The sequence below is a fragment of the Tahibacter soli genome (assembly GCF_025717065.2).
GTDB classification, from domain to species: Bacteria; Pseudomonadota; Gammaproteobacteria; order Xanthomonadales; family Rhodanobacteraceae; genus Tahibacter; species Tahibacter soli.
The window spans coordinates 160,293-186,092 of the sequence record NZ_JAOVZO020000001.1 but is presented as its reverse complement, the minus strand read 5'-3'; the positions used below and the strand labels follow the sequence as shown (position 1 = coordinate 186,092).

Below are 25,800 nucleotides of genomic sequence, written 5' to 3'. Positions count from 1 at the left end.
GACACCATCGGTTCCCCCGAACCGGATTCATTACCGCAATCGCCGTCAGCCCGGCGGCGGTCCGCTCCGACGCGCAGCATCGGTGCCGTCCACCGACGCCCGCACATCCAGGTCGACCCAGGCCGTCGCAAGCCGCCCCGCTTCCGGCATGACGCGGAACATCGCGACGTCCACCTGCCGATCCAGATAGGCCTCGGCGCCGTCGATCTGTCCTTGTACGCCGGCATTGAGAAAGTACGTGCCGGGCGCCAGCAGACAACGAAATTCGAAGCGCGCTTCGAACTCGTCGCCCGCCTCGACGCGCTCGACCGCGTTTTCCCAGGTCGCGCTGACGGCGCCGGCAAGCTCCAGGCCGCTGACGGTTTTGATCAGCATGCCGCAACGTGCTCGATACGCGTTAGTCTCGAACGCGACCCGATAGGTGTAGACGTAGGTCGCCCCGGCGCGCAGGACGTTGACGCGGCGGCCCGACAGCGTCTGCACGTGCGCATCGACGATGCGCGCGCCGCGTGACGGATACGAGACCGTGCTCATCGGCTTCATGTCGGGGTCGAATTCGCTGTCGTCGACCGCGGCGCCGTGCGCGGGATCGGACGCGGATTCCGGCGCGATGCCGTCGGCGTCGCTGCGAATCTGTTCGCGCACGGCGTCCACGAGATCGGCCGGCGCGAACGCCAGCTTGTGATAACGCGCAATCACGTGACGCGGCGCGCCGGCGAGCAGCATCTCGCCGCGGTCGAGCAGGAGCGCGCGGTCGCACAGCTCGATCACGTGGCCGGCCGAATGCGACACGAACAATACGGTGACGCCGTCGTCGCGCATGCGCTGGATGCGCGAAAAGCACTTGCGCTGAAACGCCTCGTCGCCGACCGACAGCGCCTCGTCGACGACGAGGATCTCCGGCGATACGTTGATCGCGACGGCGAACGCCAGGCGCACGTACATGCCGCTCGAATAGCTCTTGACCGGCTGTTCGATGAAGTCGCCGATATCGGCGAATGCCGCGATGTCGTCGAAGCGTCGTTCGATCTGCGCGCGCGACAGGCCGAGCACCGTGCCGTTGAGGTAGACGTTTTCGCGGCCGGTGAAATCGGGATTGAATCCGGCGCCGAGTTCGAGCAGCGCGGCGATGCGGCCGCGCACGTCGGCCGACCCGGCCGACGGCGACAGCGTGCCGCAGATGATCTGCAGCAGCGTCGACTTGCCCGAACCGTTGCGGCCGACGATGCCCACGGTTTCGCCGCGGCCGACCTCGAAGCTGATATCGCGCAGCGCGTGGAATTCGCGATACCAGGCGCGCTGCGCGTTCGGCAGCAGCTGCTGCATCAGCCGGTGGTGCGGTCGCTCGTAGATCGCGAACGCCTTGCTGACGCCTTCGATGCGGATCGCGACGTCAGAGGACATCGGCGAACCCCGGACGCGTCGCGCGAAACCACGCGTAAGCGACGTAGCAGAACGCGAGGCAGACCAGCGAATACAGCGCAAGGCCGTTCCAATCGGGCATCTGGCCCCACAGCGCGACCGCGCGCGACTGCTCGATGATGAACGTCAGCGGATTCGCGTCGAACACGGCCCTTGTGGCCGGCGACAGACCGTCGAGCGGAACGATCGCCGAAGACAGAAACAGCATCGCCGTGGCGAGCACGCCGGTGATCTGGCTGATATCGCGCAGGTACGCGCCAAGCGACGCGAACAGCCAGCCGACGCCGGCGCACAGCAGCGCCAGCGGCAGCAGTACGAGCGGAAACAGCACGACGGTCCACGGCGGCGGGCCGAAGCGGACCAGATGCAGCAGCACGAACACCAGCGCGTTGACGAGCGCGTGGAAATACGCCGACAGCAGCATCGGCCACGGCAGAATTTCGAGCGGAAACACCACACGCTTCACGTAGCTCGGATTGCCGACGACGAGATTCGGCGCGCGCGACAGGCATTCGGCGAAGAAGCCGTGCACGATCAGTCCGACGAAGAGAATCAGCGCGAAATCGACGCCGCCTTCCACCTGCTGCGGCCAGCGGCTCTTGAGGATCGTACCGAACGCGACCGTGTAGACGATCAGCATCAGGAACGGACTCAACACCGACCACAGGAGACCGAAGCTCGCGCCGCGGTAGCGGCCGAGCACGTCGCGCTTGGCCAGTTCCCACGTCAGCGAACGGTGCCGGCCGAAAGCCGAGAACGGCTCGGCGAGGAATGCGGCCGGGTTCTGCGTCGGATTCGTCATTCGCGATGTCGCCAGGGGAACGACATCGCAGTTCAGGCCGCCGCGAGCGCGTCGTCGAGTTCGGCGCGAAGATCCTCGACGTCCTCGACGCCGACCGACAGCCGCACGAGGTTGTCGTGGATGCCGAGGCGCGCGCGATTTTCCGCCGGCACCGACGCATGCGTCATCACGGCCGGATGGTTGACGAGGCTTTCGACGCCGCCGAGCGACTCGGCGACCGCGAACAGCCTGCAACGCTCCATCATGCGCCGCGCGCCGTCGAAGCCGCCCTTGACGTAGATGCTGACCATGCCGCCGAAGCCCGCCATCTGGCGTTTGGCGAGCGCGTGCTGCGGATGCGAAGCAAGGCCCGGATAAATCACCTTTTCCACTTTGGGATGCGAATCCAGCCACTGCGCGAGATCGAGTGCCGAATCGCAGTGCGCGCGCATGCGCAGGTGCAGCGTCTTCAGGCCGCGCAGCGCGAGAAAACTGTCGAACGGCCCCTGCACGCCGCCGACGGCGTTCTGCAGGAACGTCATCTTCTCGGCGAGTTCGGCGTCGTCGCCGACGACGATCATGCCGCCGACGATGTCGGAATGGCCGTTGAGGTACTTCGTCGCCGAGTGCATGACGAGGTTCGCGCCGAGTTCGAGCGGCCGCTGCAGCATCGGGGTCGCGAACGTATTGTCGACGCCGACGCGGATGCCGCGCTTGCGCGCGAACTCGACGATTTGCGCGATGTCGACGATTTTCAACAGCGGATTGGTCGGCGTCTCGATCCAGATCAGCTTCGTGTTCGGACGCACGGCGGCTTCCAGCGCGGCGGTGTCGTTGAGGTCGACCCAGCTGAAATCGAGACCGGCCGAGCGGCGGCGCACGCGCTCGAACAGGCGATAGGTGCCGCCGTAGACGTCGTCCATCGCGATGACGTGGTCGCCCGAGTCGAGCACGTCGAGCACGGTCGACGTCGCCGCGAGTCCGGACGCGAACGCGTAGCCGTGCGTGCCGCTTTCAAGGTCGGCGACGCAGCGCTCGTAGGCGAAGCGCGTCGGATTGTGCGAGCGCGAATACTCGAAACCCTGGTGCACGCCGGGACTCGCCTGCGCGTAGGTGGACGTCGCGTAGATCGGCGTCATCACCGCGCCCGTGGTCGGGTCGGGCGACTGGCCCGCATGGATCGCACGGGTGCCCAGGCCTGATTGCTTGTCGGCGCTCATCGAACTCGTCTTCCTTCGCGGTAACCGTGATTGACGTAGTGCTGGTAAGGATCGGCGCCGGCCGCGGCGACGTCGGGATGAAAGCGCAGATAGGCGTCCGCGTCGAAGTCCTCGCGATCGAGAAATGGCAGCTTCAACAGATGGCTCGGCGTGCCCGTGTAGTCGTGATAGCACAGGCAGCCGGCCGCGAAGTAGTGGCATACGAGCGCGCGCCGCGACAGCTCTGCGCTGCGGATGCGCGAACCACCGTGCAGCAGGTTGGCGTGCCAGAACAGCACGTCGCCCTTGGACGCGTGGAAGAAGTGCTGCTCCAGGCCGTTGTCGCGGATTACCGACTGCACGTGCGGCTCGTATTTGGCGTGATAAGCGCCGTAGCCGACACGCCCCTCGTCCAGCGAGATGCCGCATTCGCGCGCGTAGGAGTAAGGCAGGCGGTGACTGCCCGGATAGAACTGCAGCGGTCCGGAATCGGGGTCGATGTCTTCGAACGCGATCCAGTTGGCGACGAGATAGCCCTGCGGATACGTCGTCATGTGGATCGAATCGGAGTGCGCGCCCTGCTCGGAGCCCTTGTGCCCCGAGATGGTCTGGAACGGCATCGACTCGGCACCGAGCAGCAGCGAGACGATGTCGCAGGCGCCCGCGTGACGCAGGATTTCGTCGAACCCCTGAACCTTGAAGTGGGGATTGAGCACCCGGCCCGGCAGCGGACTTTCCACGCTGAGCGCATAGTCCTCGAGCGGCATCAACTGGCCGGCAGCGATGTGCGCCTCGTAGTCGCTCCAGGCGCGGTCGAGCAGTTCTTCGTCGAAAAAGCGCGGCAGTATGAGGTAACCCTGCTCGGCCCACTGGCGGCACCAGCCGGCCTGCTCTTCGGTCAGCGTTCCGGCAGCCACGCGCGCGTCGACCTGCTCGGCCCAGTCGGGCCGGTCCAGCCACGGAATATTCGGCGACTGCGGAAAATTCTCCGTGCGAAAAACGTGGATTTTTCGCAAATCCACGGGCGGATCGAGCGAAACTGCAGGGAATTTCATAGAGCGATTCTCGTTATTGCACGCGGCGGCGCAGGTAGTTGAGGAGATCGATGCGGGTAATGAGGCCGAGGAACCGGTCGCCGTCCATGACGATCGCGATGTGGCCGCGATCGAACACCGGCAGCAGCGCTTCGATGGTCGAGCGCACGTCGAGCACGTCGAGCTTGGAGACCATCGCGGTCGACACCGGATCGCGGAAGCGCGACTCGTCGGCGTGCACGTGCAGCAGTACGTCCGATTCGTCGACGATGCCGACGATCTTCTCGCCGTCCATCACGGGCAGCTGCGAGATCTCGTACAGCTTCATGCGCTGGTACGCCATCGTCAGCGGGTCGTTGGGGCCGATCACGACGGTGTCGTGCGCCGCGTACGGACGCATGATGAGGTCGCGCAGGTCGCCGAAGTGCTCGCGCTCGAGAAAGCCGTTGTCGAGCATCCAGTAGTCGTTGTACATCTTCGACAGGTACTTGTTGCCCGTGTCGCAGACGAACACGACGACGCGCTTGGGCGTGGTCTGCTCGCGGCAGTAGCGCAGCGCCGCGGCCAGCAGCGTACCGCTCGACGAGCCGCCCAGGATGCCTTCCTTCTCGAGCAGCTCGCGGCCGGTCAGGAAGCTTTCCTTGTCGCTGATCGCGTAGGCCTTCTTCACGCGCGAAAAATCGCTGATCGTCGGCAGGAAATCTTCGCCGATGCCCTCGACCATCCACGACGCGCTCTTCGTCGACAGCGTGCCTTCGTTGATGTACTGCGTGAGGATCGAGCCGACCGGGTCGGCCAGGATCAGCTCCACGTTCGGCGCCTTTTCGGCGAAGAACTTCGACAGGCCCGTCATCGTGCCGGACGACCCGCAGCCGAACACGATCGCGTCGAACGAACCGCCCATCTGTTCGAGGATTTCCGGCCCCGTGCCCGCGTAGTGCGCGAGCGGGTTCGACGGATTGCCGAACTGGTTGATGAAGAACGCGCCCGGCGTTTCCTGCGCGAGGCGTTCGGCCATGTCCTGGTAGTACTGCGGATGGCCCTTGGCCACGTCCGACCGCGTCAGCACGACTTCCGCGCCCATCGCCTTGAGATTGAAGATTTTCTCGCGGCTCATCTTGTCGGGCACGACGAGTATCAGCTTGTAACCTTTTTGCTGCGCGACCAGCGCAAGGCCGATGCCGGTGTTGCCGGCGGTGCCTTCAACGAGCGTATCGCCGGGCCTGATGCGCCCTTCGCGTTCGGCCGCTTCGATCATCGACAGGCCGATGCGGTCCTTGATCGAACCGCCGGGGTTCATGCTTTCGAGCTTCAGGAACAACTCGCAGCAACCCGTGTCGAGCCGCTGCGCCTTGATCATCGGAGTGCGACCGATGAGTTCGAGCACGCTGTTGTGGATGGTCATGTGGCTCCCGCCGTACGCACCCGAAGCAAGGCGCGGTCAATAGTCAGGGGCGGGATGATAACCGAGGCTCCTCCGGCCGCGCGACGCGGACCGGAGGATCAGGGGACGTTCTGCGGCGCATGGCGCCGGCCGGAGTGCTTCGGGTTGCGCGAAAGCGGGGCGACGCGACTCGCGTGCCGGGTCAGCGGTGTTCCCACATGTGCAGCAGGCGGTCTTTCGCCCAGAGCTTTTCTTTCTTCAACGTGTGCAACTGCGTGTCGTCCATCGGCAGCACGCCGAGATCGGCGTCGCGCAGCTTGCTGTCCAGCTCCTGGTGCCGCTGGTACAGGCTGCGGAATTCGGTATTGGCCTTCATCAAGGCGTCAATCTCGGATTTCTGGTGGTTCTCGAACATCGGCCATTCTCCTCTTTCAGCGTGAGACGCACGCGCAAGCCGTCCGCGCCGAAGGGGCGCAGGCGGAGCAAACGTGCCGGGATTCGAAGGGATGCGGGTTTGGCGACATCAAGCGGCCCCGCCCGCCGTGCTGCGGCGGCGGAAAGTGGGGCCTCGTATCTCGTCGATGCGCTTTCTGCATGGGTCGCGCGTCCGCCGGGACGATGCGCCCGACGACCGCGATCCGACCCTACTCCTTTGCCGGGAGCGACGCAAACGCGAATGAAATCTCTTTCGTTATCAAAACATTAAACGCCACCGGGCGTCTTGTCGGCCGCTTCGAGAATGACGACGACGCGACGGTTGAGCGCACGCCCTTCGGCGTCCTCGTTCGGCGCCAGCGGCTCGCCTTCGCCCAGGCCGTAGACGCGGATGCGCTCGGTCGGAATGCCGCGCGCGACGAGCGCGTCGCGCACCGCTTCGGCGCGGCGCAGCGACAGGTCGCGGTTCGCCTCGACGCTGCCGGTCGCGTCGGTGTGGCCTTCGATGCGTATGGTCTTGTGCGCGTCGCGCTCGACGAAAACCAGCATGCGATCGATGCCGACGCCGGCGTCGGCGCGCAGCGTCGCGCGGCCCGGCTCGAACGCGAGATCTTCGAGCGTCATCTGCGCGCCGCGCGGTCCGAGCTCCGGCGCGATCGCGGCGAGCCGCTCGGCCAGCGTCGCCGCGGCGGGCGCCGACGCCTGCGCCGGCGGGACGGATTCGACAGGCGGCGCGGCGGTTTCCGGCGGAAGCCCGGCCCCGACCGCAGGCGGCACCGGGACCTGTACCTGCGCCGCGCGCTGCGCTTCTTCCAGCCGCGCGAGCTCCTGGCGCCTCTGACGATCGAGCTCTTCGCGCGCAGCTTCGGTTTCGCGGCGGCTCGCGTCGAGCAGCAACGCGGCCTGTTCGCGTTCCAGTCGCGCCAGTTCGTCGGCTTCCAGCGCGGTCTGTGCGGCGATGTAGGCGATATCGACGCGGCGCTCGGCGAGGTACACGAGCTGTTCGTGCTCCTTGCCGCCGGCGACGTCGAGACGGCGCAGCATCGTTTCGGCGAACGCGCGCTCGGCGGTCGCGTACTTCGACAGCTGCGGATCGGCGGCCAGTTCGTCGAGCCGCGCCTGCATGCGGTCGTAGTCGAGATCGCGCCTGGGCGCCGATCCGCACGCGGCGAGCAGCGACGCCGCCGCGACCAGGGTGTACCGCCACGGCATCACGGGCGCTCGCCCGCGGCCGGCGCGACGCCGAGCCGGGCCTTGAGTTCGGCGATCTGCGCAGCCTTGGCGCGGCTGTCCTCGCGCACGCGCCCCAGGCGCGCCTTGGCGAGGGCCAGGTCGCCGTTCGCGGCGGCGCGGTCGATCAGGAGGCGGGCCTGCTTCGCATCCCCGCCGGCGATCGCGGCGCGCGCCTGGTCGAGCTGTTCGGTCGCAAAGCGCAGTTCGAGCGGCGCATACGTCGCGGCGCCCGACTCGGTGGCGAGCGCGAGCGCGCGAACCGCGCCGTCGACGTCGGGCATCGCGTTGCGGGAAGCCGCTCCGGCATTGGCGCAAAACAACGCCAAAAACAGACAGACCGCGTGGATTTTTGCCGGCGTTGGTGTCATAACTCCGCGTCATCGGCGCTGCAGGAATGCCGCGCTATTGTCGGAAGCCGGCATGATCGTTGCAACGTTGCAGCGCACATTCCGGACACGGCAGCCGTACGGCGCCGTCAACAGCAGCGAGTCGAGCGATGGATATTGGCTATTTCCTCAAACTCATGACCGAGAAAGGCGCGTCGGACATGTTCCTGACGACCGGCGCTCCGGTGAACATCAAGGTCGAGGGGCGCCTCTACCCGCTCGGCAACACGGGCCTGCCCGGCGGCATGGTCAAGAAGATCGCCTATTCGCTGATGGACGAGGGCCAGGTGCCGCAGTTCGAACGCGATCTGGAGCTCAACATGGCGATCGCGGTCAAGGACGCCGGCCGCTTCCGCATCAACGTGTTCAAGCAGCGCGGCGAAGTCGGCATGGTCATCCGCGCGATCAAGAGCGAGATCCCGACGGTCGACGCCTTGAAACTGCCGCAGATTTTCAAAGACATCATCATGGAGCCGCGCGGCCTGATCCTGGTCGTCGGCGCCACCGGCTCGGGCAAGTCGACCACGCTCGCCGCGATGATCGACCACCGCAATTCGAGCCAGTCGGGCCATATCCTCACCATCGAAGACCCGATCGAGTACCTGCACCGGCACAAGAAGTCGATCGTCAACCAGCGCGAAGTGGGCCTCGATACGCACAGCTATCACGAGGCGCTCAAGAACGCGATGCGCGAAGCGCCCGACGTCATCATGATCGGCGAAATCCGCGACATCGACACGATGGAAGCGGCGATCGCTTTCTCCGAAACCGGCCACATCTGTCTTGCGACGCTGCACTCGAACAACGCCGACCAGACGATCGAGCGCATCCTCAACTTCTTCCCCGAGTCGGCGCACAAGAACATCCTGATGAACCTCGCGCTGAACCTGAAGGCCGTGATCTCGCAGCGCCTCGTGGTCGGCAAGGACGGCCGCCGCCTGCCGGCGGTCGAAATCCTGATCAATACGCCGCATATCCGCGACCTCATGCGCCGCGGCCAGGTGCACGAAATCAAGGAAGCGATGGACCGCAGCCTGCAGGAAGGCATGCAGACGTTCGACCAGGCGCTGTACCGGCTGTACAAGGAAGGCAAGATCGAACTCGAAGAAGCGCTGACCAAGGCCGATTCTCGCGACGGCCTCGCGCTCAAGATCCGCCTCGCCGAAGGCGGCGGCGACAATTCGAACGCCGAGCACGATCCGTTCAACATGTCGGCATTCTGACGCGCGCTTAACCGCACGCTTACATCGAAAGCCGGTACGTTCCCGCCGGGCCGGGCACTCGCTTGCCGACACGAGCACGGATCGGTGCCCGTGTCGCTCGCGGGAATATCGCCCCCGAAGAAACGGTATCGAGCCGTCGGGCCTGCTTCGCGTCATGGCACATCGACGGCGCCGTGAACAGCACACGGCCGGTCCGGCTGCCATCCGGCACCGGACGACGCGCTCGTAGCGGCCGCAACGAGCCGCGACATCACCGGCGACGGCATGCCGCGGTTTTCCGGCCGCGCCGCCCGCCGGCCCGCGATCGGTGAATGCGCACGCCACCGCCCCCGCGCAACGATGCGCCATTCTGTACTGAACAGAATTTTCAAATCGTTCCGTACGGTGAATTTTTACGTTGATCTTCATCGTCTCGCGTCGTTAGAGTGACGTTCGCTCAGCCCCTCGTATCCGTCAACGCATGAATCGGTCCCGATTCGTCGCCGGATAGACTCGCCCGGAGAATCGTCGTGAGAAAACCGCCCGTTCGCACCCGACTGTTTCTTGCTTCGATGCTCGCGCTCGCCGCACCTGCCACCATGGCGCAGATCGGCGTCTCGCCGCAGTTCGACGCCGACTACGCGCTGCTGCCCAAAGGCACCCGCGGCGACACGCTCGTGCACGACTACGGTCCGTTCGCGCTGTGGCGTATCGATGCCGACCAGCGCGCGCGCATCGCGGCCGGAACGCTACGCGCAACGGCATCGCTGTCCGACCGCAGCATCGCGCTGCCGGGCGGCGCGTTCGTTCCCGGCGCGGCCGACACGCATGCACCGGCGCCGGCGGGAACCTCCGTATTCGTCGTCCAGTTCGTCGGCCCGGTCACCGACGCGTGGCTCGACAAGGTTCGCTCGACCGGTGCCGTACCGCTGCAATACGTCAACCACAACGCGTATCTCGTCGTCGGCGACGCGGCTGCCGGCCGCGCGCTCGCCGATCTCGCCGGGCGCGGCGTACCGCTGCGCTACTCGGCGCCCCTGCGCGCGCAGCAGAAAATCGCCCCGACGCTGGCACGCCTCGCCGCCGAACGTCCGGACGACCGCGCGCGAATCACCGTCGTCGTGGCCGATCACGCCGGCGTGACGCCGACGCAGAACTTCATCGCGGGTCTCGACGGCGACCGGACGAAGCGCGGCTGGTCGAACCTGCGCGGCATGCTGGCGCGTGAAGTCGACGTGCCGCTCGCGCGCGTCGGCGAGATCGCGGCACTCGGCGACGTCCTCGCCGTCGAACCGGCCGGCGTCAAGCGCCGCCTCGACGAGAAGCAGACGCAGATCGTCGCCGGCAACCTCAACCCGGCGCAGAGCGGGCCTTCGGCGCCGGGGTATCTGGCGTGGTTGACCGGCTTCGGATTCTCGACGAATCCGGCCGACTACCCGGTCGTATCGATCGTCGACGACGGCATCGGCAACGGCACGGCGGCGGCCGGCGCCGGCGATGCGAACTTCACGACGAACGGCGCCGGCATCGACTCGCGCGTGACCTACGCGGTCAGCTGCACGACGGCGGTCGCCGCGGGCGTCGACGGCCACGGCAACATCAACGCATCGATCGCCGGCGGCTACGACGACCGGACCGGCTTTCCGTACCGCGATCCGGACGGTTTCCGACGTCGCGAAGGCATCAATCCTTTCGCGCGCCTGGCCAATTTCCAGATCTTCGGCTCCGGAAGTTCGGGCCTTTGCGGTACCGGCGACGAAGGACTGATCACGACACAGTTCGCGCAGAACGTCGGCATCTCGAGCAATTCGTGGGGCTATACGTTCTTCGGCATACCCGTCACCGCGTACGATGCGGCGTCGCGCGCCTACGACGTCGGCGTGCGCGACGCCGATCCGGCCGCGGCGGGCAACCAGTCGCTGGCGATCATCTTCGCCGCAGGCAATTCCGGCCCCCGAGCCAATACGGTTTCTTCGCCGGGCAATGCCAAGAACGTACTGACGGTCGGCGCGTCCGAAAACCCGCGCCCGTCCGACGAGGACGGCGCCTGGACGGACGGTTGCGGGAGCGGACCGGCCGACGCCGACAACGCGATGGACATGGCCGGCTTCTCGTCGCGCGGCCCGGCCGTCGGCGGCCGCGCCAAGCCCGAGATCGTCGCGCCGGGCACGCACATCCAGGGCAGCGCCAGCGTCGCAGCGGGCTATTCCGGCGCGGGCGTGTGCGACAAGTACCGCCCGAGCGGGCAGACCGCGGTCGCCGGGTCGAGCGGCACCAGCCATTCGACGCCCGCGGTTGCCGGCGCGGCGAGCCTCGTCTATCGCCATCTGCAGACGAACCATGCCCGGCCGGCGCCGAGCCCGGCACTGCTCAAGAGCTATCTGATCGCGCACCCGACCTACCTGACCGGCGTCGACGCGAACGACACGCTGCCGTCGTTCGCGCAGGGCTTCGGCATGCCGAACCTCGGCGCCGCGTTTGCCGCGACGCCCGCACGCGTGCTGGTCGACCAGACGCAGACGCTCGCCGATACCGGCGCGGCGTACGAGCTGCGCGGCGGGGTCGCCGACGGCAGCAAGCCGGTGCGCATCGTGCTGACGTGGACCGATGCGCCGGGCGCCGTGGATTCCGCAGCGCCGCAGGTCAACGACCTCGACCTGGCCGTGACGGTCGGCGGCGTCACGTACATCGGCAACCGGTTCAACGGCCAGTGGAGCGATCCGGCCGGCGGCGCGGCCGATGCGGCCAACAACACCGAGGCGGTGTTCCTGCCGCCCGGCACGAGCGGTTCGATCAAGGTCAGCGTCGTCGGCACCCAGATCGGCGGCGATGGCGTGCCGGGCAACGCGGACGCGACCGACCAGGATTTCGCGCTCGTCTGCTACAACTGCACGCAGGATCCGGATTTCTACGTCGCCGCGTCGAATCCGACGCAGGCGCTCTGCGGTCCCGGCACCGCGACCTGGCCGATCGAGATCGGCGCGATCAGCGGCTACACCGGCAACGTCGCGTTGAGCGCGACGACCATACCGGCCGGCAGCACCTCGTCGTTCAGCATCGGCGCCGGCGCCGTGCCGTTCACGAGCGCGTTCTCGCTGACGGCAGGCACGTCGCTCGTCGCCGGCGACCATCCGATCGTGATCCGGGGCCAGGATGCGACGCACGCGAACGACGGCCATCTCAGGCTGCGCTACAGCCCGCAGGTGTCGCCCGCTCCGACGCCCACGGCCCCGGCCGACGACGCGACGAACGTCGTCGTATCGCCGACACTGAACTGGAGCGCGTCGGCGGGTGCCGTGAGCTACACGGTCGAGATCGACGACGATCCGGCGTTCGGCAGCATCGACCGCACCGCCACGGTGACGGGCACGAGCTACACCGTTGCCCCCGTGCTGGCCGGCCAGACGACGTATCACTGGCGCGTGCGCGCGAACAATCACTGCGGCGCGGGCGCGAACGCGACCGCATTCACGTTCACCACCGAACCACGCTTCTGCGCAACGCCCGGCACGCCGATTCCCGACAACGATGCCGCCGGCACGACCGTGCAGATCACGGTACCGGCGCTCGGCGCCATCGGCGATCTCGACGTGGCGTTCTCGACGGACCATACGTGGACCGGCGACCTGACCGTGCGCCTGAGCAAGGGCGCAACGAGCGCGACGCTGCTCGACCGGCCCGGAGTGCCCGACGACAACTACGGCTGCATGGGCAACAACGCCGACCTCGTGTTCGACGACGAAGGCACCGCCGGCGCCGCCGAGGCCGACTGCCAGAACGGCGATGCCGCGTATGCGCCGCCCGGCGGCCGATACACGCCGAGCCAGCCGCTGTCGGCGTTCGACGGCGTCGAAGCCGGCGGCACCTACGACGTGCTCGTCAGCGACGCACAACCGGCAGACAGCGGCGCGATCAAATCGCTGTGCCTGCTGCCGACGATCCGAGCGGACGTGATCTTCAAGAACGGCTTCGAGCAACCGTGAAGAAACCCGGGGAAGCCGCGCGAGGCGGCTTCCCCGGCACGATCAAACCGGCGGGGCGTCCGGCTGCGCCTCGGGCCGCGCGTCGGCGAACGCCGGCAGCTTGCGGCAGTGTTCGTCGATGCGCTGTATCGTCGGAAACGGCGACAGATCGACGTCCCAACGGCGCGCGTTGTACACCTGCGGGATCAGGCACACGTCGGCGAGCGAGGGATCGTCGCCCTCGCAGAACTGGCCGGTCGACGGGTTTTCGGCCAGGAGTTCCTCGAACGCCCTGAACCCCTCGACGATCCAGTGCCGCGACCAGCGCTCGCGCTCGACCGGCGGCACGTTGAACTCGCGTTCGAGATACTGCAGCACGCGCAGGTTGTTGAGCGGATGCACGTCGCAAGCGACGATCTGTGCCAGCGCGCGCACGCGGGCACGGTCGCGCGCCGGCGTCGGCAGCAGCTTGCAATGGCCCTCGTAGGCCTCGTCGAGATATTCCACGATCGCCATCGACTGGCGCACGATGCGCCCGCCGTCCTGCAGCACCGGTATCAGCTCCTGCGGATTGAGCCGCCGGTAGGCTTCGGCGTGCTGCTCGCCGCCGTTGTTGACGAGGTGCACGGGCACCGTTTCGTACGGCAGCCCCTTGAGATTGAGCGCGATACGCACGCGATACGCCGCGCTCGAGCGCCAGTAGCCGTAGAGTCGCAATCCGCCTTCCGCCGACATCGCCGATCCTCCCTGTCAGGCGCCGGTGCGGCGCCCTGCGCGCAATGTGTACCCCGGCGCGACGCGGCGCAAGAGCGTTACAGCGCTTTCATCGTCTGCTCGATCGCGCCGAAGACCGAGCGGCCGTCGACGTCGAGCATCTCGATGCGAATCGTATCGCCGAAGCGCATGAACGGCGTCGACGGCTTGCCGTCGCGCAGCGTTTCGACGACGCGCCGTTCGGCCAGGCACGACGCGCCGGTCGACGTATCCTGATTGGCGATCGTGCCCGAGCCGACGATCGTTCCGGCCGACAGCGGACGCGTCTTCGCCGCGTGCGCGACGAGCTGCGCGAAGTTGAACTGCATGTCGACGCCCGCCTCCGGCGCACCGAACCACTCGCCGTTCAGATGCGTCAGCAGCGGCAGGTGCACCTTGGAATCTTTCCACACTTCGCCGAGTTCGTCCGGCGTGACGAACACCGGCGAGAGCGCCGAACGCGGCTTCGACTGCAGGAAGCCGAAACCTTTCGCGAGCTCGTCGGGAATGAGGTTGCGCAGGCTCACGTCGTTGACGAGGCCGATCAGCTGGATGTGCGACGCCGCCGCTTCGGGCGTCACCGCCATCGGCACGTCGTCGGTGATCACCACGAGTTCGGCTTCGAGATCGATGCCGTAAGCCTCGCTCGGCACGACGACCGGATCGCGCGGTCCGTAGAAGCCGGCGCTCGTGGCCTGGTACATCAAGGGATCGGTGTAGAACGTCGCCGGCACTTCCGCGCCGCGTGCGCGGCGCACGCGTTCGACGTGCGGCAGGTACGCGCTGCCATCGACGAATTCGTAGGCGCGCGGCAACGGCGCGGCGAGCGCGTGCGGATCGAGCGGAAAGATGCCGGTCGCGTAGTCGGTGGCGCCGCCGACGCGCTGCGCCGATCCGGTCGTCTCGTTCGCGGCGACCGCGTCGTTGAGCTGTTCGTACAGCGCGTTCAGGCGCGGCGCCATCGTCGACCAGTCTTCCAGCGCCTGCTGCAGCGTCGAGGCGATGCCCTGCGCCTTGATCGCATGCGACAGGTCGCGGCTCACCACGATCAGCGTGCCGTCGCGGCCGCCTTCCTTCAAGGTACCCAGTTTCATCGTCGTCTTCCGTTGCGGCGGTGGCGTGTCGTTCTGATTTTACTGGCGGCGATACGCCGGCCGATCAAGGCTTCGCGGGATCGAACGTCTTCTTCAGGCCCTGCCAGCACTCGTAGTAATGCGCCTGCAGCTCGGACGCGGCCAGCGCCTGCGCCGTCGGGCGGATCACCGCGCGCGTCTCGAACATGAAAGCCATCGTGTCGACGATATGGTCGGGCTTGCTCACGTCCGCGCGCGTGGCCTTGTCGAAGCTCGCCGCGTCCGGGCCGTGGCCGCTCATCGCATTGTGCAGGCTCGCGCCGCCCGGCGAGAAGCCGCCGGCCTTCGCGTCGTACACGCCGTGCACGAGGCCCATGAACTCGCTCGCGATGTTGCGATGGAACCACGGCGGGCGGAAGGTGTCTTCGGCCACGAGCCAGCGCGGCGGAAAGATCACGAAATCGAGGTTCGCCGTGCCCGGCGTATCCGACGGCGACGTCAGCACCGTGAAGATCGACGGATCGGGGTGGTCGTAGCTGATCGACCCGATCGTGTTGAAGCGGCGCAGGTCGTACTTGCACGGCACATAGTTGCCGTGCCAGCCGACGACATCGAGCGGCGAATGGCCGATGTCGGCGCGCCACAGGCCGCCCTGGAATTTCGCGACGAGTTCGAAGTCGCCTTCGCGGTCTTCGTACGCGGCGACGGGCGTCAGGAAATCGCGCGCGTTCGCGAGGCCGTTCGATCCGATCGGACCGAGATCCGGCAGGCGCAGCATCGCGCCGAAATTCTCGCAGACGTAGCCGCGCGCGACGCCGTCGACGAGCTCGACGCGAAAACGCACGCCGCGCGGAATCAGCGCGATCTCCTGCGGTTCGAGTTCGAGCACGCCGAATTCGGTGGCGATGGAGAGGCGCCCCTGCTGCGGCACGATCAGGAGCTCGCCGTCGGCGTCGTAGAAGAACCGGTTTTCCATCGACCGGTTCGCGCCGTAGACGTGGATGCCGACGCCATGCTGCGCCGCGGCGCCGCCGTTGCCGGCCATCGTGTACAGGCCGTCGACGAAGTCGGTCGGGGCGGCCGGCAGCGCGCGCGGATCCCAGCGCAGCTGGTTCGGCGTCGCGGGCGCCTCGTCGAAGCGGTTGTGAAACGTCGCGTGCGCGAGCGGTTCGAACGGCTTGTGCACCGCCGATGGACGCAGCCGGTACAGCCAGCTGCGGCGATTCACGTGGCGCGGCGCGGTGAACGCCGTGCCCGACAGCTGCTCGGCGTACAGGCCGTACGGCACTTTCTGCGGCGAGTTGCGGCCGACCGGCAACACGCCGGCCAGCGCCTCGCTCGCGAACTCGTTGGCGAAACCGGATTGGTAGGACAGGGTCATGGCGGCATCGTCGTAGGAACGCTGAGCGTACGCAGTTCGCGTACGCGGCCGATATAACGAGGCGATCCATGGATGGATCGCCCGCGGGTCGATCGCGCAAGCGATTGACCCGCGGAGAAGGTGCGCAAGCTTTGCTTGCGCCGTTCGACTGAGAAACGGGCAGGAAGCCCGTTTCTCAGCATCATGCTACAAAACGCCGCGGCGCATCTGGTCGCGTTCGATGCTCTCGAACAGCGCCTGGAAATTGCCCTCGCCGAAGCCTTCGTTGCCCTTGCGCTGGATGATCTCGAAGAAGATCGGACCGATCGCGTTCTGCGTGAAGATCTGCAGCAGCTTGCGCTGGTGCGTTTCCTTGTCGGCGTCGATCAGGATCTTGTTCTTCGCCATGCGCGGCACGTCTTCGCCGTGGTCCGGCACGCGCATGTCGATCACGTCGTAGTACGTATCGGGCGTGTCGAGGAATTCGACGCCCGCGGCGCGCATCGCTTCGACCGTTTCGTAGATCGTGTCGGTGAAGCACGCGATGTGCTGGATGCCCTCGCCGTGGTACGCGTCGAGGTATTCGTTGATCTGGCTCTTCGGATCGGACGATTCGTTCAGCGGAATGCGCACGACGCCGTCCGGCGCGGTCATCGCCTTCGAGACGAGGCCGGTCTTGACGCCCTTGATGTCGAAGTAGCGGATCTCGCGGAAGTTGAACAGGCGCTCGTAGTAGTCCGACCACTTCTGCATGTTGCCGAAGTACAGATTGTGCGTGAGGTGGTCGATGAACGTGAGGCCGAAGCCCTTCGGGTTCTGGTCCGCGCCCGCGATCGGCGCGTAGTCGGCGTCGTAGACCGTGCCCGCGTCGCCGTAGCGGTCGACGATGTAGAGCATGCAGTCGCCGATGCCCTTGACGACCGGCGCGTCGACCGCGCGCGTGTCGATCTTCGCATCGTGGCGCTCGCCGCCGTTGGCGACCACGCGCTCGACGACCTCGGCGGCCGGTTTCGTCACGCGGATCGCGAAGCCGCACGCGCACGGGCCATGCGCCTTGGCGAAGTCGGCCGCGAACGAATCGGGTTCTTCGTTGACGAGAAAATTCACGCCGCCCTGGCGGTACAGCGTTATTGCCTTGCGCTTGTGACGCGCGATCGCGCTGAATCCGAGGCGCCGGAACAATGTGTGCAGCGCGGCCGGATCGGGCGAGGCGAATTCGACGAACTCGAAGCCGTCGATCCCCATCGGGTTTTCGAACTGCGTCGGCTGCATTCCAAGGTTCGGCTGCGAGGACATGGTCGGCTCCGGTCTGGCTGTGCGGCGCACGCCGCTGGTGGCTGAACGTGGCGCACGCCTCGCGGCTTGCGTCACGTCGCTGAACCTGGCGCGCGCCTGCGGCTTGCGCCATCGAGGCCGACGTTATAGTTTCATCTGAAACCATTTGCAAGGTTTGCCGCGTCATGACCGTTCACCACGTGCTCGAGCTCGAACAATTCCTGCCGTACCGGCTGTCGGTGCTGTCCAACACGGTCAGTCAGGCGATCGCGCGCGAGTACGAAAGCCGATTCGCCCTGTCGATCACGCAGTGGCGCGTGCTGGCCGTGCTCGGCCGTTACGACGGCATCGCCGCGCGCGAGGTCGCGCAGCGTACGGCGATGGACAAGGTAGCCGTCAGCCGCGCGGTCGCGCAGCTGATGAAGGACGGTCGCGTCCGCCGCGGCACGGCCGAACACGACAAGCGCCAGTCCGTGCTGACCCTGACCGAGAAGGGCTGGAAGATCTACGACGAAGTCGCGCCGCTCGCGCTCGAACACGAACGCCGCCTGCTGGCGTATCTGGACGCCGACGAACAGCGCTGGCTGTCGCGCATTCTCGAAAAACTCTGGCAGGCCGAATTGCAGGAACTCGGCCGCTGAAACGCGAAAGGCGGCCGAAGCCGCCTTTCGGATCTTGCTCAGATGCGGCGCGTCAGCGCACGCCGTGCATCAACCGGTAGATCAGCGGCGCGACGATGAACAGCAGCACGCCGGCGCCGACGAGCGCCCAGAAGCCGAACGTGTAGCCCGACAGCGCCGAGGCGACGCTCATGCCGGTCTCGCCGCTCACGTGGCCGGCGAAGATGCCCGACAGGTTGTTGCCGATGCCGGTCGACAGGAACCAGCCGCCCATGCCGAAGCCGACGAGGCGCACCGGCGCGAGCTTGGTCACCATCGACAGGCCGATCGGCGACAGGCACAGCTCGCCGACCGACTGGATCACGTAGACCATGAACAGGGTCCAGAACGGGATCTTGTTGTTGAGGTCGACGAGGTGCGTCAGCGCGTACATCAGCAGGAGGAACGCGAGGCCGTTGAAGATGAGGCCCAGCGCGAACTTGCGCGGAATGATCGGGTTGTTGTCCTTCATCGCGACCCAGATCCACGCGACGAGCGGCGCGAGCACGATGATCGCGAGCGAATTGACGCTCTGGAACCACGCGGTCGGGAATTCCCAGGTACCGAACATGCGGTCGACGATGTTGTCGGCGAGGAACGTGAACGAGCTGCCGGCCTGTTCGAAGAACATCCAGAACAAAATATTGAACACGAAGATGATCAGCATCGCGATCGTCTTGTCGCGCGCGACCGTGCCGTTCTTGATGCCCTCGATCATCAGCGTTACCGCGAGCGCGATGAACATCGCGGTGAGCACCCACTGCAGCGCCTCCGCACCGAGCGCGAGCAAGCCGTAAGCGACCGGAATCACGACGATCGCGCCGATGATGACGTGCACGATGCGCTCGCGGCCCGGCGCTTCCGGCGGCGGCGCGCCGATGCCCTTCAACTGCGCGCGGCCGAAGTAGAACCACACGAGCGACAGCAGCATGCCGATGCCCGACGCGATGAACACGATCTTGTACGACGGCATCGAACCCGTGCCGAAGATGTACTGCGCGAGCACCTGGGTGACGATCGGCGAGATGAAGCCGCCGAGGTTGATGCCCATGTAGAAGATCGTGAAACCCGAATCGCGGCGCAGGTCGCCGATCGAGTACAGCTTGCCGACCATCGTGGAAATGTTCGGCTTGAACATGCCGTTGCCGACGATGATCGTGGCGAGGCCGAGCTTGAAGACGTCCTGGTTCGGGATCGAGATCAGGAACAGGCCGGCCGCCATGAATACGGCGCCGACGAGAATCGTGCGCTGGTAGCCGAGATAGCGGTCGGCGACGTAGCCGCCGCCGATCGCGCCGGCGTACACGAGCGCGAGGTACGAGCCGTAGATGAGGCCCGCCGGCGCCTGGCCGGACGGATCGCCGTTGTAGAACTGCGCGACGACGTACAGCACGAGCGCCCAGCGGATGCCGTAGAACGCGAAGCGCTCCCAGAACTCGGCCATGAACAGCATCCACAACGGCCGCGGATGACCCATGAGTTGCGGAAATTCGGGCGGCGCGGGCTGCGCGCTCGGTGTGGCGGTTCCGCTCATGCGGCGATCCCCTGATGGTTGGTTGAGTGGTGCCGCGGGACCGCTTGGCGGCGCGACGAAGGAGCCAAAGCTTTAACCGGTGCGCGCGCTCCAAGTCAAACCCGCGCGTTGCTGCGATGCGCCATTGCGCACCGCATTGAAACGATTCAACCGATACGGCAACACCCGCGCAAACGCGCTTCCGGCAAGGCTTGCGACGGAGCCGGACTCGGCCTCAGGTGCCGATCACGCTGCGCACTTCGAACAGCTCCGGAAAGAACGTCAATTCGAGCGCCTTGCGCAGGAACGCGACGCCGGACGAGCCGCCCGTACCGCGCCGGAAGCCGATGATGCGCTCGACCGTCTTCATGTGGCGGAAGCGCCAGAGCTGGAAACTTTCCTCGACGTCGACCAGTTGCTCGCACAGGTGGTACGCCGACCAGTACGTGTCGGTGTTTTCGTAGATGCGGCGGAACACGCCGATCAAGTGCGCGTTGCGCTCGTACGGCTGCGAGAAGTCGCGCTCGACGCATTCGGCCGGCACGGCATGGCCCTGGCGCGCCAGATAGCGCAGGAATTCGTCGTACAGGCTCGGCGCCTTGAGCACGGCGGTCAGCGCGGCCTGGCGCGCCGGATCGTGCGCGAACACGGCGATCATGTCGGCGTTCTTGTTGCCGAGCAGGAATTCGATCGTGCGGTACTGATGCGACTGGAAACCCGACGCCGGACCCAGCACGTCGCGGAACTCGAGATATTCCGACGGCGTCAACGTTTCGAGCACGGCCCACTGCTCGAACAGCTGGCGCTGGATCTGCTTGACCCGCGCGAGAATCTTCAGGCACGGATCGAGATCGTCCTGCGCCAGATGCGCGATCGCCGCGCGCAATTCGTGGATGATTAGCTTCATCCACAATTCCGACGTCTGGTGCTGGATGATGAACAGCATCTCGTCGTGATGCTCGGGCCGGGACAGCGGCGACTGCGCCGACAGCAGCGTGTCGAGCGCGAGATATCCGCCATAGCTCATGCGGTCGCGCAGGTCGGTGGTGATGCCCGCTTCGAGGTCGCGCTTGTTCGGTTCGCTCACGGCACTTCTTCCGTCATCCAAGTGCTCTAGCATAGCCGACCGGGCGGTTGCGCATGCGGTCGCGAAGTGTGCGAATGCTGCGGCGGGCCTTGATTCCGGGCGGTCGAATTGCTATCAAGGCGTCCCTTTCGGTCGGTCGCGTTCCGCCGCAGCACTGGATCTGCGCGCGCGCCAGCCTACGGACGCCACGGCGTCCCGTCGTCGTCGCGCCCCGCTGCCTGCCAGGCGCATCGTCACCCGCAACAAGCGGAGGAAGCATGTCCATCGCCGCTACTTTCGAAATCGAATACCTGCAATACCTCGACGCGGACGGCAAGCTCGTGCGCAGCGACCTGCCCGAGTTCGCGCGCGACGCGAAGCAGCTCGTCGAATTGTACAAAACGATGCTTTTTGTACGCGTCTTCGACACCAAGGCCGTGGCCTTGCAGCGCACCGGCAAGCTCGGCACCTACGCCTCGTGCCTGGGCCACGAGGCCGCGCACGTCGCGATCGGCTCGGCGATGCGCGAAGACGACGTGTTCGCGCCGATGTACCGCGAATACGGCGCGCAGTTCGTGCGCGGCGTGAAGCCGCGCGAAGTGCTGATGTACTGGGGCGGCGACGAGCGCGGCAACGATTTTTCCGGCCCTGCCCACGATTTTCCGTGGTGCGTGCCGATCGCGACGCAGTGCCTGCACGCGGCCGGCGCCGCGCTCGCCTTCAAGATCCGCAAGGAGCCGCGCGTCGCCGTCAGCGTCGTCGGCGACGGCGGCTCGTCGAAGGCCGACTTCTACGGCGCGATCAACATGGCCGGCGCGCAGACGCTGCCCTATGTCAGTGTGATCGTGAACAACCAGTGGGCCATTTCGGTGCCGCGTACGATCCAGACCGGCGCCAAGACGCTCGCGCAGAAAGGCATCGCGGCCGGCGTCGAGTGCCTGCAGGTCGACGGCAACGACCTCATCGCGATGCGCGCGGCGATGGACCACGCGATCAAGCGCGCGCGCCACGGCCACGGCGGCATGCTGATCGAGGCGGTCACCTATCGCCTGTCCGACCACACCACCGCCGACGACGCGCGCCGCTACCGGCCCGACGCCGAAGTGAAGGCGGCGTGGGAGCGCGAACCGATGAAGCGCCTGCGCACGTATCTCACCGCACAGAACGTCTGGAGCGACAAGCACGAGGAAGCGTGGAAGGCCGAGTGCGAGAAGATCGTCGACGTCGAAGTGAACGCGTATCTCGAAACCAAGACGCAGCCGGTCGAAGCGATATTCGACTACGTCTACGCCGAACTGCCGCCGGATCTCACCGCGCAGCGCGCGCAGGCGCTCGCGCTGGAACAGCGGCGCGGCTGATGCGCGTGCGCGCCGCCCGACGCGATGAGGCCGCCGGCGTCGCCGCGCTCGGCGCGCGCACGTATCGCGACCACTACGCGACGCTGTGGCGCGAGGACGAACTCGACGTGTGGCTCGCGCAGCAGTTCGACGTCGGCGAAATCCAGGCCGATGTCGACGCCGACCGCGCGCTGTATCTCGTCGGCGATGTCGATGGCTTCGACGTCGGCTTCGCCAAACTGCGCTGGAACCAGCCCGTGCCGGCGCGCGACGAGCGCGGCGCCGAGCTGCAGAAAATCTATTTCCTCGCCGATCAGGCCGGGCGCGGCTACGGCCGCGTGCTGATCGACGCGTGCGCCGACCGCGCGCGCGAACGCGGCGAGGGTTGTATGTGGCTCGACGTGCTCAAGGTGAACGAGCGCGCGCGCCGGATGTACGAACGCTGCGGATTCGCGATCGTCGGCGAACGCGACTATCCGCGCGCAAGCGACCCCATGCCGATGTGGGTGATGCGTCACCCGCTCGGCGCTGCGTCTGACAGGTAGCGGACCAATGGCACAAATTACCCTGATCGAAGCGATCACCCAGGCTCTCGCGCACGAGATGGCGAATGATGCGTCCGTCGTCGTGCTCGGCGAAGACGTCGGCGTCAACGGCGGCGTGTTTCGCGCCACGGCGGGACTCTCCGAAAAATTCGGCACGCAGCGCGTGCTCGATACGCCGCTCGACGAAACGACGATCGCCGGCGTCGCCGTCGGCATGGCCGTGCAAGGCATGCGGCCGGTCGCCGAAGCGCAGTTCGACGGCTTCGTCTATCCGATGGTCGACCACATCGTCTGCCACGCGGCGCGCTTTCGCACGCGCACGCGCGGCCGCCTCTCCTGCCCGCTCGTGCTGCGCGTGCCCTGGGGCGGCGGCATCCGCGCGCCGGAACACCACTCCGAAGCGAACGAAGCGATCTTCACGAACGTGCCTGGCCTGCGCGTGGTGATGCCGTCGTCGCCGTCGCGCGCCTACGGCATGCTGCTCGCGGCGATCCGCGATCCCGACCCGGTGATCTTCTTCGAACCCAAGCGCATCTACCGCCAGTACAAGGAAGAAGTGCCCGACGACGGCGAAGCGCTGCCGCTCGACGTGTGCTTCGTGCTGCGCGACGGCACCGACGTCACGCTGGTGACGTGGGGCGCGCAGGTCAAGGAGACGCTCGAGGCGGCCGACGCGCTCGCCAAGGAAGGCGTCAGCGCCGAAGTGATCGACGTGGCGACGCTGAAGCCGCTCGACTTCGACACGATCCACGAATCGGTGAAAAAGACCGGCCGCTGCGTGATCGTGCACGAAGCGCCGCGCACCGCGGGCTTCGGCGCCGAAGTGGCCGCGCGCCTCGCCGAACATGCGATGTACGACCTCGTCGCGCCGGTCGAACGCGTGACCGGCTACGACACGCACATCCCGCTGTTCCGGCTCGAGATGAAATACCTGCCGAGCGTGGAGCGCATCGTCGCCGCGGCGAAGCGCACGCTCGCCGCCAGTTGATCTTCGTTCTCGCCGCGGCATGGCGCCGCGGCAAAATCCTTTCAGGAATCGCTGCCATGGCCGACACCAAAACATTCCTGCTGCCCGATCTCGGCGAAGGGCTGCCCGACGCCACGATCGTCGAATGGTCCGTCAAGGAAGGCGACGTCGTGCGCCTCGACGCGCCGCTCGTTTCGATGGAAACGGCCAAGGCCGTCGTCGAAGTGCCGTCGCCGTATTCGGGCAAGGTCGTCAAGCTCTACGGCAAGAACGGCGACGTCATCAACACCGGCGCGCCGCTGGTCGCGATCGAGATCGATCCGAGCCTGCCGCAGCGCGCCGAAGCGCAGGACACGGGCCATCACCACGGCCATGCCGCGAAGACGCCGGAGCCGGCGCTGCCCAAGGGCGCCGGCGAACCCGCGCCGACGGACGGCGGCAAGGTGGTCGCGTCCGACGACGGCGGCACGCTGAAAACCGGCGAGGCGGCGCCCGCCGCGCGCGCGGATTCCGGCACGGTCGTCGGCGCGATGGAAGCGAGCGACCGCGTCGTCAGCGAACAGGTCGTCTCGGTCGGCGGCGTCAAGGCGATGCCCGCCGTGCGTGCGCTCGCGAAAAAGCTCGGTGTCGATCTGGCGCGCGTCGCGGCGACCGGCGCCGGCGGCGTCGTGACGATGAACGACGTGAAGAACGCCGCCGCGAACGGTCCGAGCGCGCCGGCGCCGGCCGCCGTGCCGGCTGCTGCACCAGCCCCCGCACCGGCTCCCGCACCGGTCGCCGCGCCCGCGCGCACCGCGCTGTCGGCGTCGGGTCAGCCGATGCGCACGGCGCCGCCCGCCGCGCAAGCCGTGCTCGGCCAGCCGGAACAGCTCAAGGGCGTGCGCCGCAACATGGCGCGCGTGATGGCCGACGCGCACGCGAAGGTCGTGCCGACGACGCTGTGCGACGACGCCGATCTGCACGCCTGGCAGCCCGGCAACGACATCACCGTGCGCCTGATCCGCTCGCTCGTGCGCGCGTGCAAGGCCGTGCCGGCGCTCAACGCCTGGTTCGACGGCGACAATCTCACGCGCACGCTGCATCCTCACGTCGACGTCGGCATCGCGGTCGACACCGAGGACGGACTGTTCGTGCCGGCGCTGCGCAACGCCGACGTGCTCGACGCGGCCGGTCTGCGCATGGCGATCAACCGTCTGCGCGATTCGGTGAAGAATCGCTCGATCCCGCCGGAAGAATTGAAAGGGTATACGATTTCCCTTTCCAACTTCGGCGTGTTCGCCGGCCGCTACGCGACGCCGGTCGTCGTGCCGCCGTGCGTGGCGATCGTCGCGGCCGGCAAGCTGCGCTACGAAGTCGTGCCGGTCATGGGCGGCGTCGAGACGCACCGGCTGATGCCGCTGTCGCTGACGTTCGACCACCGCGCGGCGACCGGCGGCGAAGCGGCGCGCTTCCTCAAGGCGATGCTCGACGATCTCGCGCTGCCGGCCTGAACCGGGCGCCGTTCAGGCATACCCCGCTCCGCCGTGATACGCTTGCTCCCGTCATCTCCCGACGGGAGCAAGCGTGATGAGCAAGCCGAAACCCGTGAAACCCTATGGCACCGGCACCGGCTTTCCGACCGGCAGCTGGGTCCGCGATTCCGCCGCGGCCCCGGCGCCCGCGGCCGCCGACTGGATCCGCGCCGCCTACGACACCTTCGTGCACGGCCGCCCGGCCGGCAGTGTCGTCCAGCCGAAGAGCCTCGACGCCGCATCGAGCCTCTCCGCCGGCGAAACCGACGCCCTGCGCGCGGTCGGCTTCCTGCCGAACCGCCGCACCGCCGCCAAGGCCGCCGCCGCGCGCGAACGCATGGCGCATACCTTTTTCGAAATTCTCGACGCCTCGACGACCACCGCAGAAGCCGCACGCCTGCTCGGCGTCGATCCGAGCCGCATCCGCCAACGCATCCGCGCGCGAACGCTGTACGCGTTCGACGCGAACGGCGAACACCGCATTCCGCTCGTGCAGTTCGAAGACGGCGCCGAAGTGCCGGGTCTCGCGCAGATCGTGCCGGCGCTGTCGCCCGACGTGACGCCGGTCGAATTCGTCCGCTGGTTCATGCTGCCGTCGACCGAACTCGGCGACGCCGACGCGAAGCATCATCCGTCGCCGCGCGAATGGCTGCTCGCGACCGGCGAGGTCAAGCCGGTGCTGCGTCTCGTTGCACTGATCTGA

Annotated in this window: 22 protein-coding genes; 8 read left to right on the top strand and 14 right to left on the bottom strand. The window is 67.0% G+C overall.

Going from position 1 to position 25,800, the window contains the following annotated elements; translation table 11 throughout:
- Positions 1 to 45 precede the first annotated feature (45 nt).
- The 8 genes from OD750_RS00865 to OD750_RS00830 form a co-directional block, all read right to left on the bottom strand.
- Entirely contained in the window at positions 46 to 1,404 is a 1,359-nt protein-coding gene (locus OD750_RS00865) for an ABC transporter ATP-binding protein (RefSeq protein ID WP_263544509.1), read from the bottom strand.
- Entirely contained in the window at positions 1,394 to 2,224 is an 831-nt protein-coding gene (locus OD750_RS00860) for an ABC transporter permease (protein ID WP_263544508.1), read from the bottom strand. The genes OD750_RS00865 and OD750_RS00860 overlap by 11 nt, the downstream gene beginning before the upstream one ends.
- Positions 2,225 to 2,256: 32 nt before the next feature.
- Positions 2,257 to 3,423 (bottom strand): cystathionine gamma-synthase, encoded by a 1,167-nt coding sequence (locus tag OD750_RS00855; protein WP_263544507.1) that lies wholly within the window; start codon positions 3,421 to 3,423, stop codon positions 2,257 to 2,259.
- On the bottom strand, positions 3,420 to 4,457 hold the full coding sequence (locus tag OD750_RS00850; protein ID WP_263544506.1) for a phytanoyl-CoA dioxygenase family protein: 1,038 nt from the start codon (positions 4,455 to 4,457) through the stop codon (positions 3,420 to 3,422). The genes OD750_RS00855 and OD750_RS00850 overlap by 4 nt, the downstream gene beginning before the upstream one ends.
- A gap of 13 nt (positions 4,458 to 4,470) precedes the next feature.
- A complete protein-coding gene (locus tag OD750_RS00845) occupies positions 4,471 to 5,841 on the bottom strand; it encodes a pyridoxal-phosphate dependent enzyme (protein WP_263544505.1) in 1,371 nt (456 codons plus the stop codon).
- 181 nt (positions 5,842 to 6,022) lie between these two features.
- Positions 6,023 to 6,235, bottom strand: a complete 213-nt coding sequence (locus OD750_RS00840) for an HP1242/YdcH family protein (RefSeq protein WP_263544504.1) — start codon at positions 6,233 to 6,235, stop codon at positions 6,023 to 6,025.
- A 287-nt stretch (positions 6,236 to 6,522) separates the two neighbouring features.
- Entirely contained in the window at positions 6,523 to 7,467 is a 945-nt protein-coding gene (locus OD750_RS00835) for an OmpA family protein (protein WP_263544503.1), read from the bottom strand.
- Positions 7,467 to 7,769, bottom strand: a complete 303-nt coding sequence (locus tag OD750_RS00830; protein WP_263544502.1) for a DUF4398 domain-containing protein — start codon at positions 7,767 to 7,769, stop codon at positions 7,467 to 7,469. Before OD750_RS00830 ends, OD750_RS00835 begins: the two co-directional genes overlap by 1 nt.
- A 215-nt stretch (positions 7,770 to 7,984) precedes the next feature.
- Between OD750_RS00830 and OD750_RS00825 the strand changes: the two genes are divergently transcribed.
- Positions 7,985 to 9,097, top strand: a complete 1,113-nt coding sequence (locus OD750_RS00825) for a PilT/PilU family type 4a pilus ATPase (RefSeq protein WP_263544501.1) — start codon at positions 7,985 to 7,987, stop codon at positions 9,095 to 9,097.
- Between the two features lie 509 nt (positions 9,098 to 9,606).
- A complete protein-coding gene (locus tag OD750_RS00820) occupies positions 9,607 to 13,059 on the top strand; it encodes a S8 family serine peptidase (RefSeq protein WP_263544500.1) in 3,453 nt (1,150 codons plus the stop codon).
- A gap of 42 nt (positions 13,060 to 13,101) precedes the next feature.
- Here the strand turns inward: OD750_RS00820 and maiA are convergent, their stop codons facing one another.
- From maiA to hppD, 4 genes are all read right to left on the bottom strand, one after another.
- Entirely contained in the window at positions 13,102 to 13,773 is a 672-nt protein-coding gene (gene maiA / locus OD750_RS00815) for a maleylacetoacetate isomerase (RefSeq protein ID WP_263544499.1), read from the bottom strand.
- A gap of 77 nt (positions 13,774 to 13,850) precedes the next feature.
- The gene (locus OD750_RS00810) at positions 13,851 to 14,885 is read right to left on the bottom strand and encodes a fumarylacetoacetate hydrolase family protein (RefSeq protein ID WP_263544498.1); all 1,035 of its coding nucleotides are present in this window, start codon (positions 14,883 to 14,885) and stop codon (positions 13,851 to 13,853) included.
- 64 nt (positions 14,886 to 14,949) lie between these two features.
- A complete protein-coding gene (gene hmgA, locus OD750_RS00805) occupies positions 14,950 to 16,245 on the bottom strand; it encodes a homogentisate 1,2-dioxygenase (protein WP_263544497.1) in 1,296 nt (431 codons plus the stop codon).
- Between the two features lie 186 nt (positions 16,246 to 16,431).
- A complete protein-coding gene (hppD, locus tag OD750_RS00800; RefSeq protein ID WP_263544496.1) occupies positions 16,432 to 17,520 on the bottom strand; it encodes a 4-hydroxyphenylpyruvate dioxygenase in 1,089 nt (362 codons plus the stop codon).
- A gap of 164 nt (positions 17,521 to 17,684) precedes the next feature.
- Between hppD and OD750_RS00795 the strand changes: the two genes are divergently transcribed.
- A complete protein-coding gene (locus OD750_RS00795; RefSeq protein ID WP_263544495.1) occupies positions 17,685 to 18,140 on the top strand; it encodes a MarR family winged helix-turn-helix transcriptional regulator in 456 nt (151 codons plus the stop codon).
- A 52-nt stretch (positions 18,141 to 18,192) separates the two neighbouring features.
- On the opposite strand, the gene OD750_RS00790 is transcribed toward OD750_RS00795, so the two are convergent.
- Both OD750_RS00790 and kynA read right to left on the bottom strand, forming a co-directional pair.
- The gene (locus tag OD750_RS00790) at positions 18,193 to 19,692 is read right to left on the bottom strand and encodes a peptide MFS transporter (RefSeq protein ID WP_263544494.1); all 1,500 of its coding nucleotides are present in this window, start codon (positions 19,690 to 19,692) and stop codon (positions 18,193 to 18,195) included.
- 214 nt (positions 19,693 to 19,906) lie between these two features.
- The gene (gene kynA / locus OD750_RS00785; protein WP_263544493.1) at positions 19,907 to 20,758 is read right to left on the bottom strand and encodes a tryptophan 2,3-dioxygenase; all 852 of its coding nucleotides are present in this window, start codon (positions 20,756 to 20,758) and stop codon (positions 19,907 to 19,909) included.
- A 257-nt stretch (positions 20,759 to 21,015) separates the two neighbouring features.
- On the opposite strand from kynA, the gene pdhA reads away from it, so the two are divergent.
- From pdhA to OD750_RS00760, 5 genes are all read left to right on the top strand, one after another.
- Complete coding sequence (pdhA, locus tag OD750_RS00780) at positions 21,016 to 22,095, top strand: pyruvate dehydrogenase (acetyl-transferring) E1 component subunit alpha (protein WP_263544492.1); 1,080 nt, start codon at positions 21,016 to 21,018, stop codon at positions 22,093 to 22,095.
- Complete coding sequence (locus tag OD750_RS00775) at positions 22,095 to 22,619, top strand: GNAT family N-acetyltransferase (RefSeq protein WP_263544491.1); 525 nt, start codon at positions 22,095 to 22,097, stop codon at positions 22,617 to 22,619. The genes pdhA and OD750_RS00775 overlap by 1 nt, the downstream gene beginning before the upstream one ends.
- A gap of 7 nt (positions 22,620 to 22,626) precedes the next feature.
- On the top strand, positions 22,627 to 23,607 hold the full coding sequence (locus OD750_RS00770; protein ID WP_263544490.1) for an alpha-ketoacid dehydrogenase subunit beta: 981 nt from the start codon (positions 22,627 to 22,629) through the stop codon (positions 23,605 to 23,607).
- A gap of 56 nt (positions 23,608 to 23,663) precedes the next feature.
- A complete protein-coding gene (locus tag OD750_RS00765) occupies positions 23,664 to 25,076 on the top strand; it encodes a dihydrolipoamide acetyltransferase family protein (RefSeq protein WP_263544489.1) in 1,413 nt (470 codons plus the stop codon).
- A gap of 76 nt (positions 25,077 to 25,152) precedes the next feature.
- On the top strand, positions 25,153 to 25,800 hold the full coding sequence (locus OD750_RS00760; protein ID WP_263544488.1) for a helix-turn-helix domain-containing protein: 648 nt from the start codon (positions 25,153 to 25,155) through the stop codon (positions 25,798 to 25,800).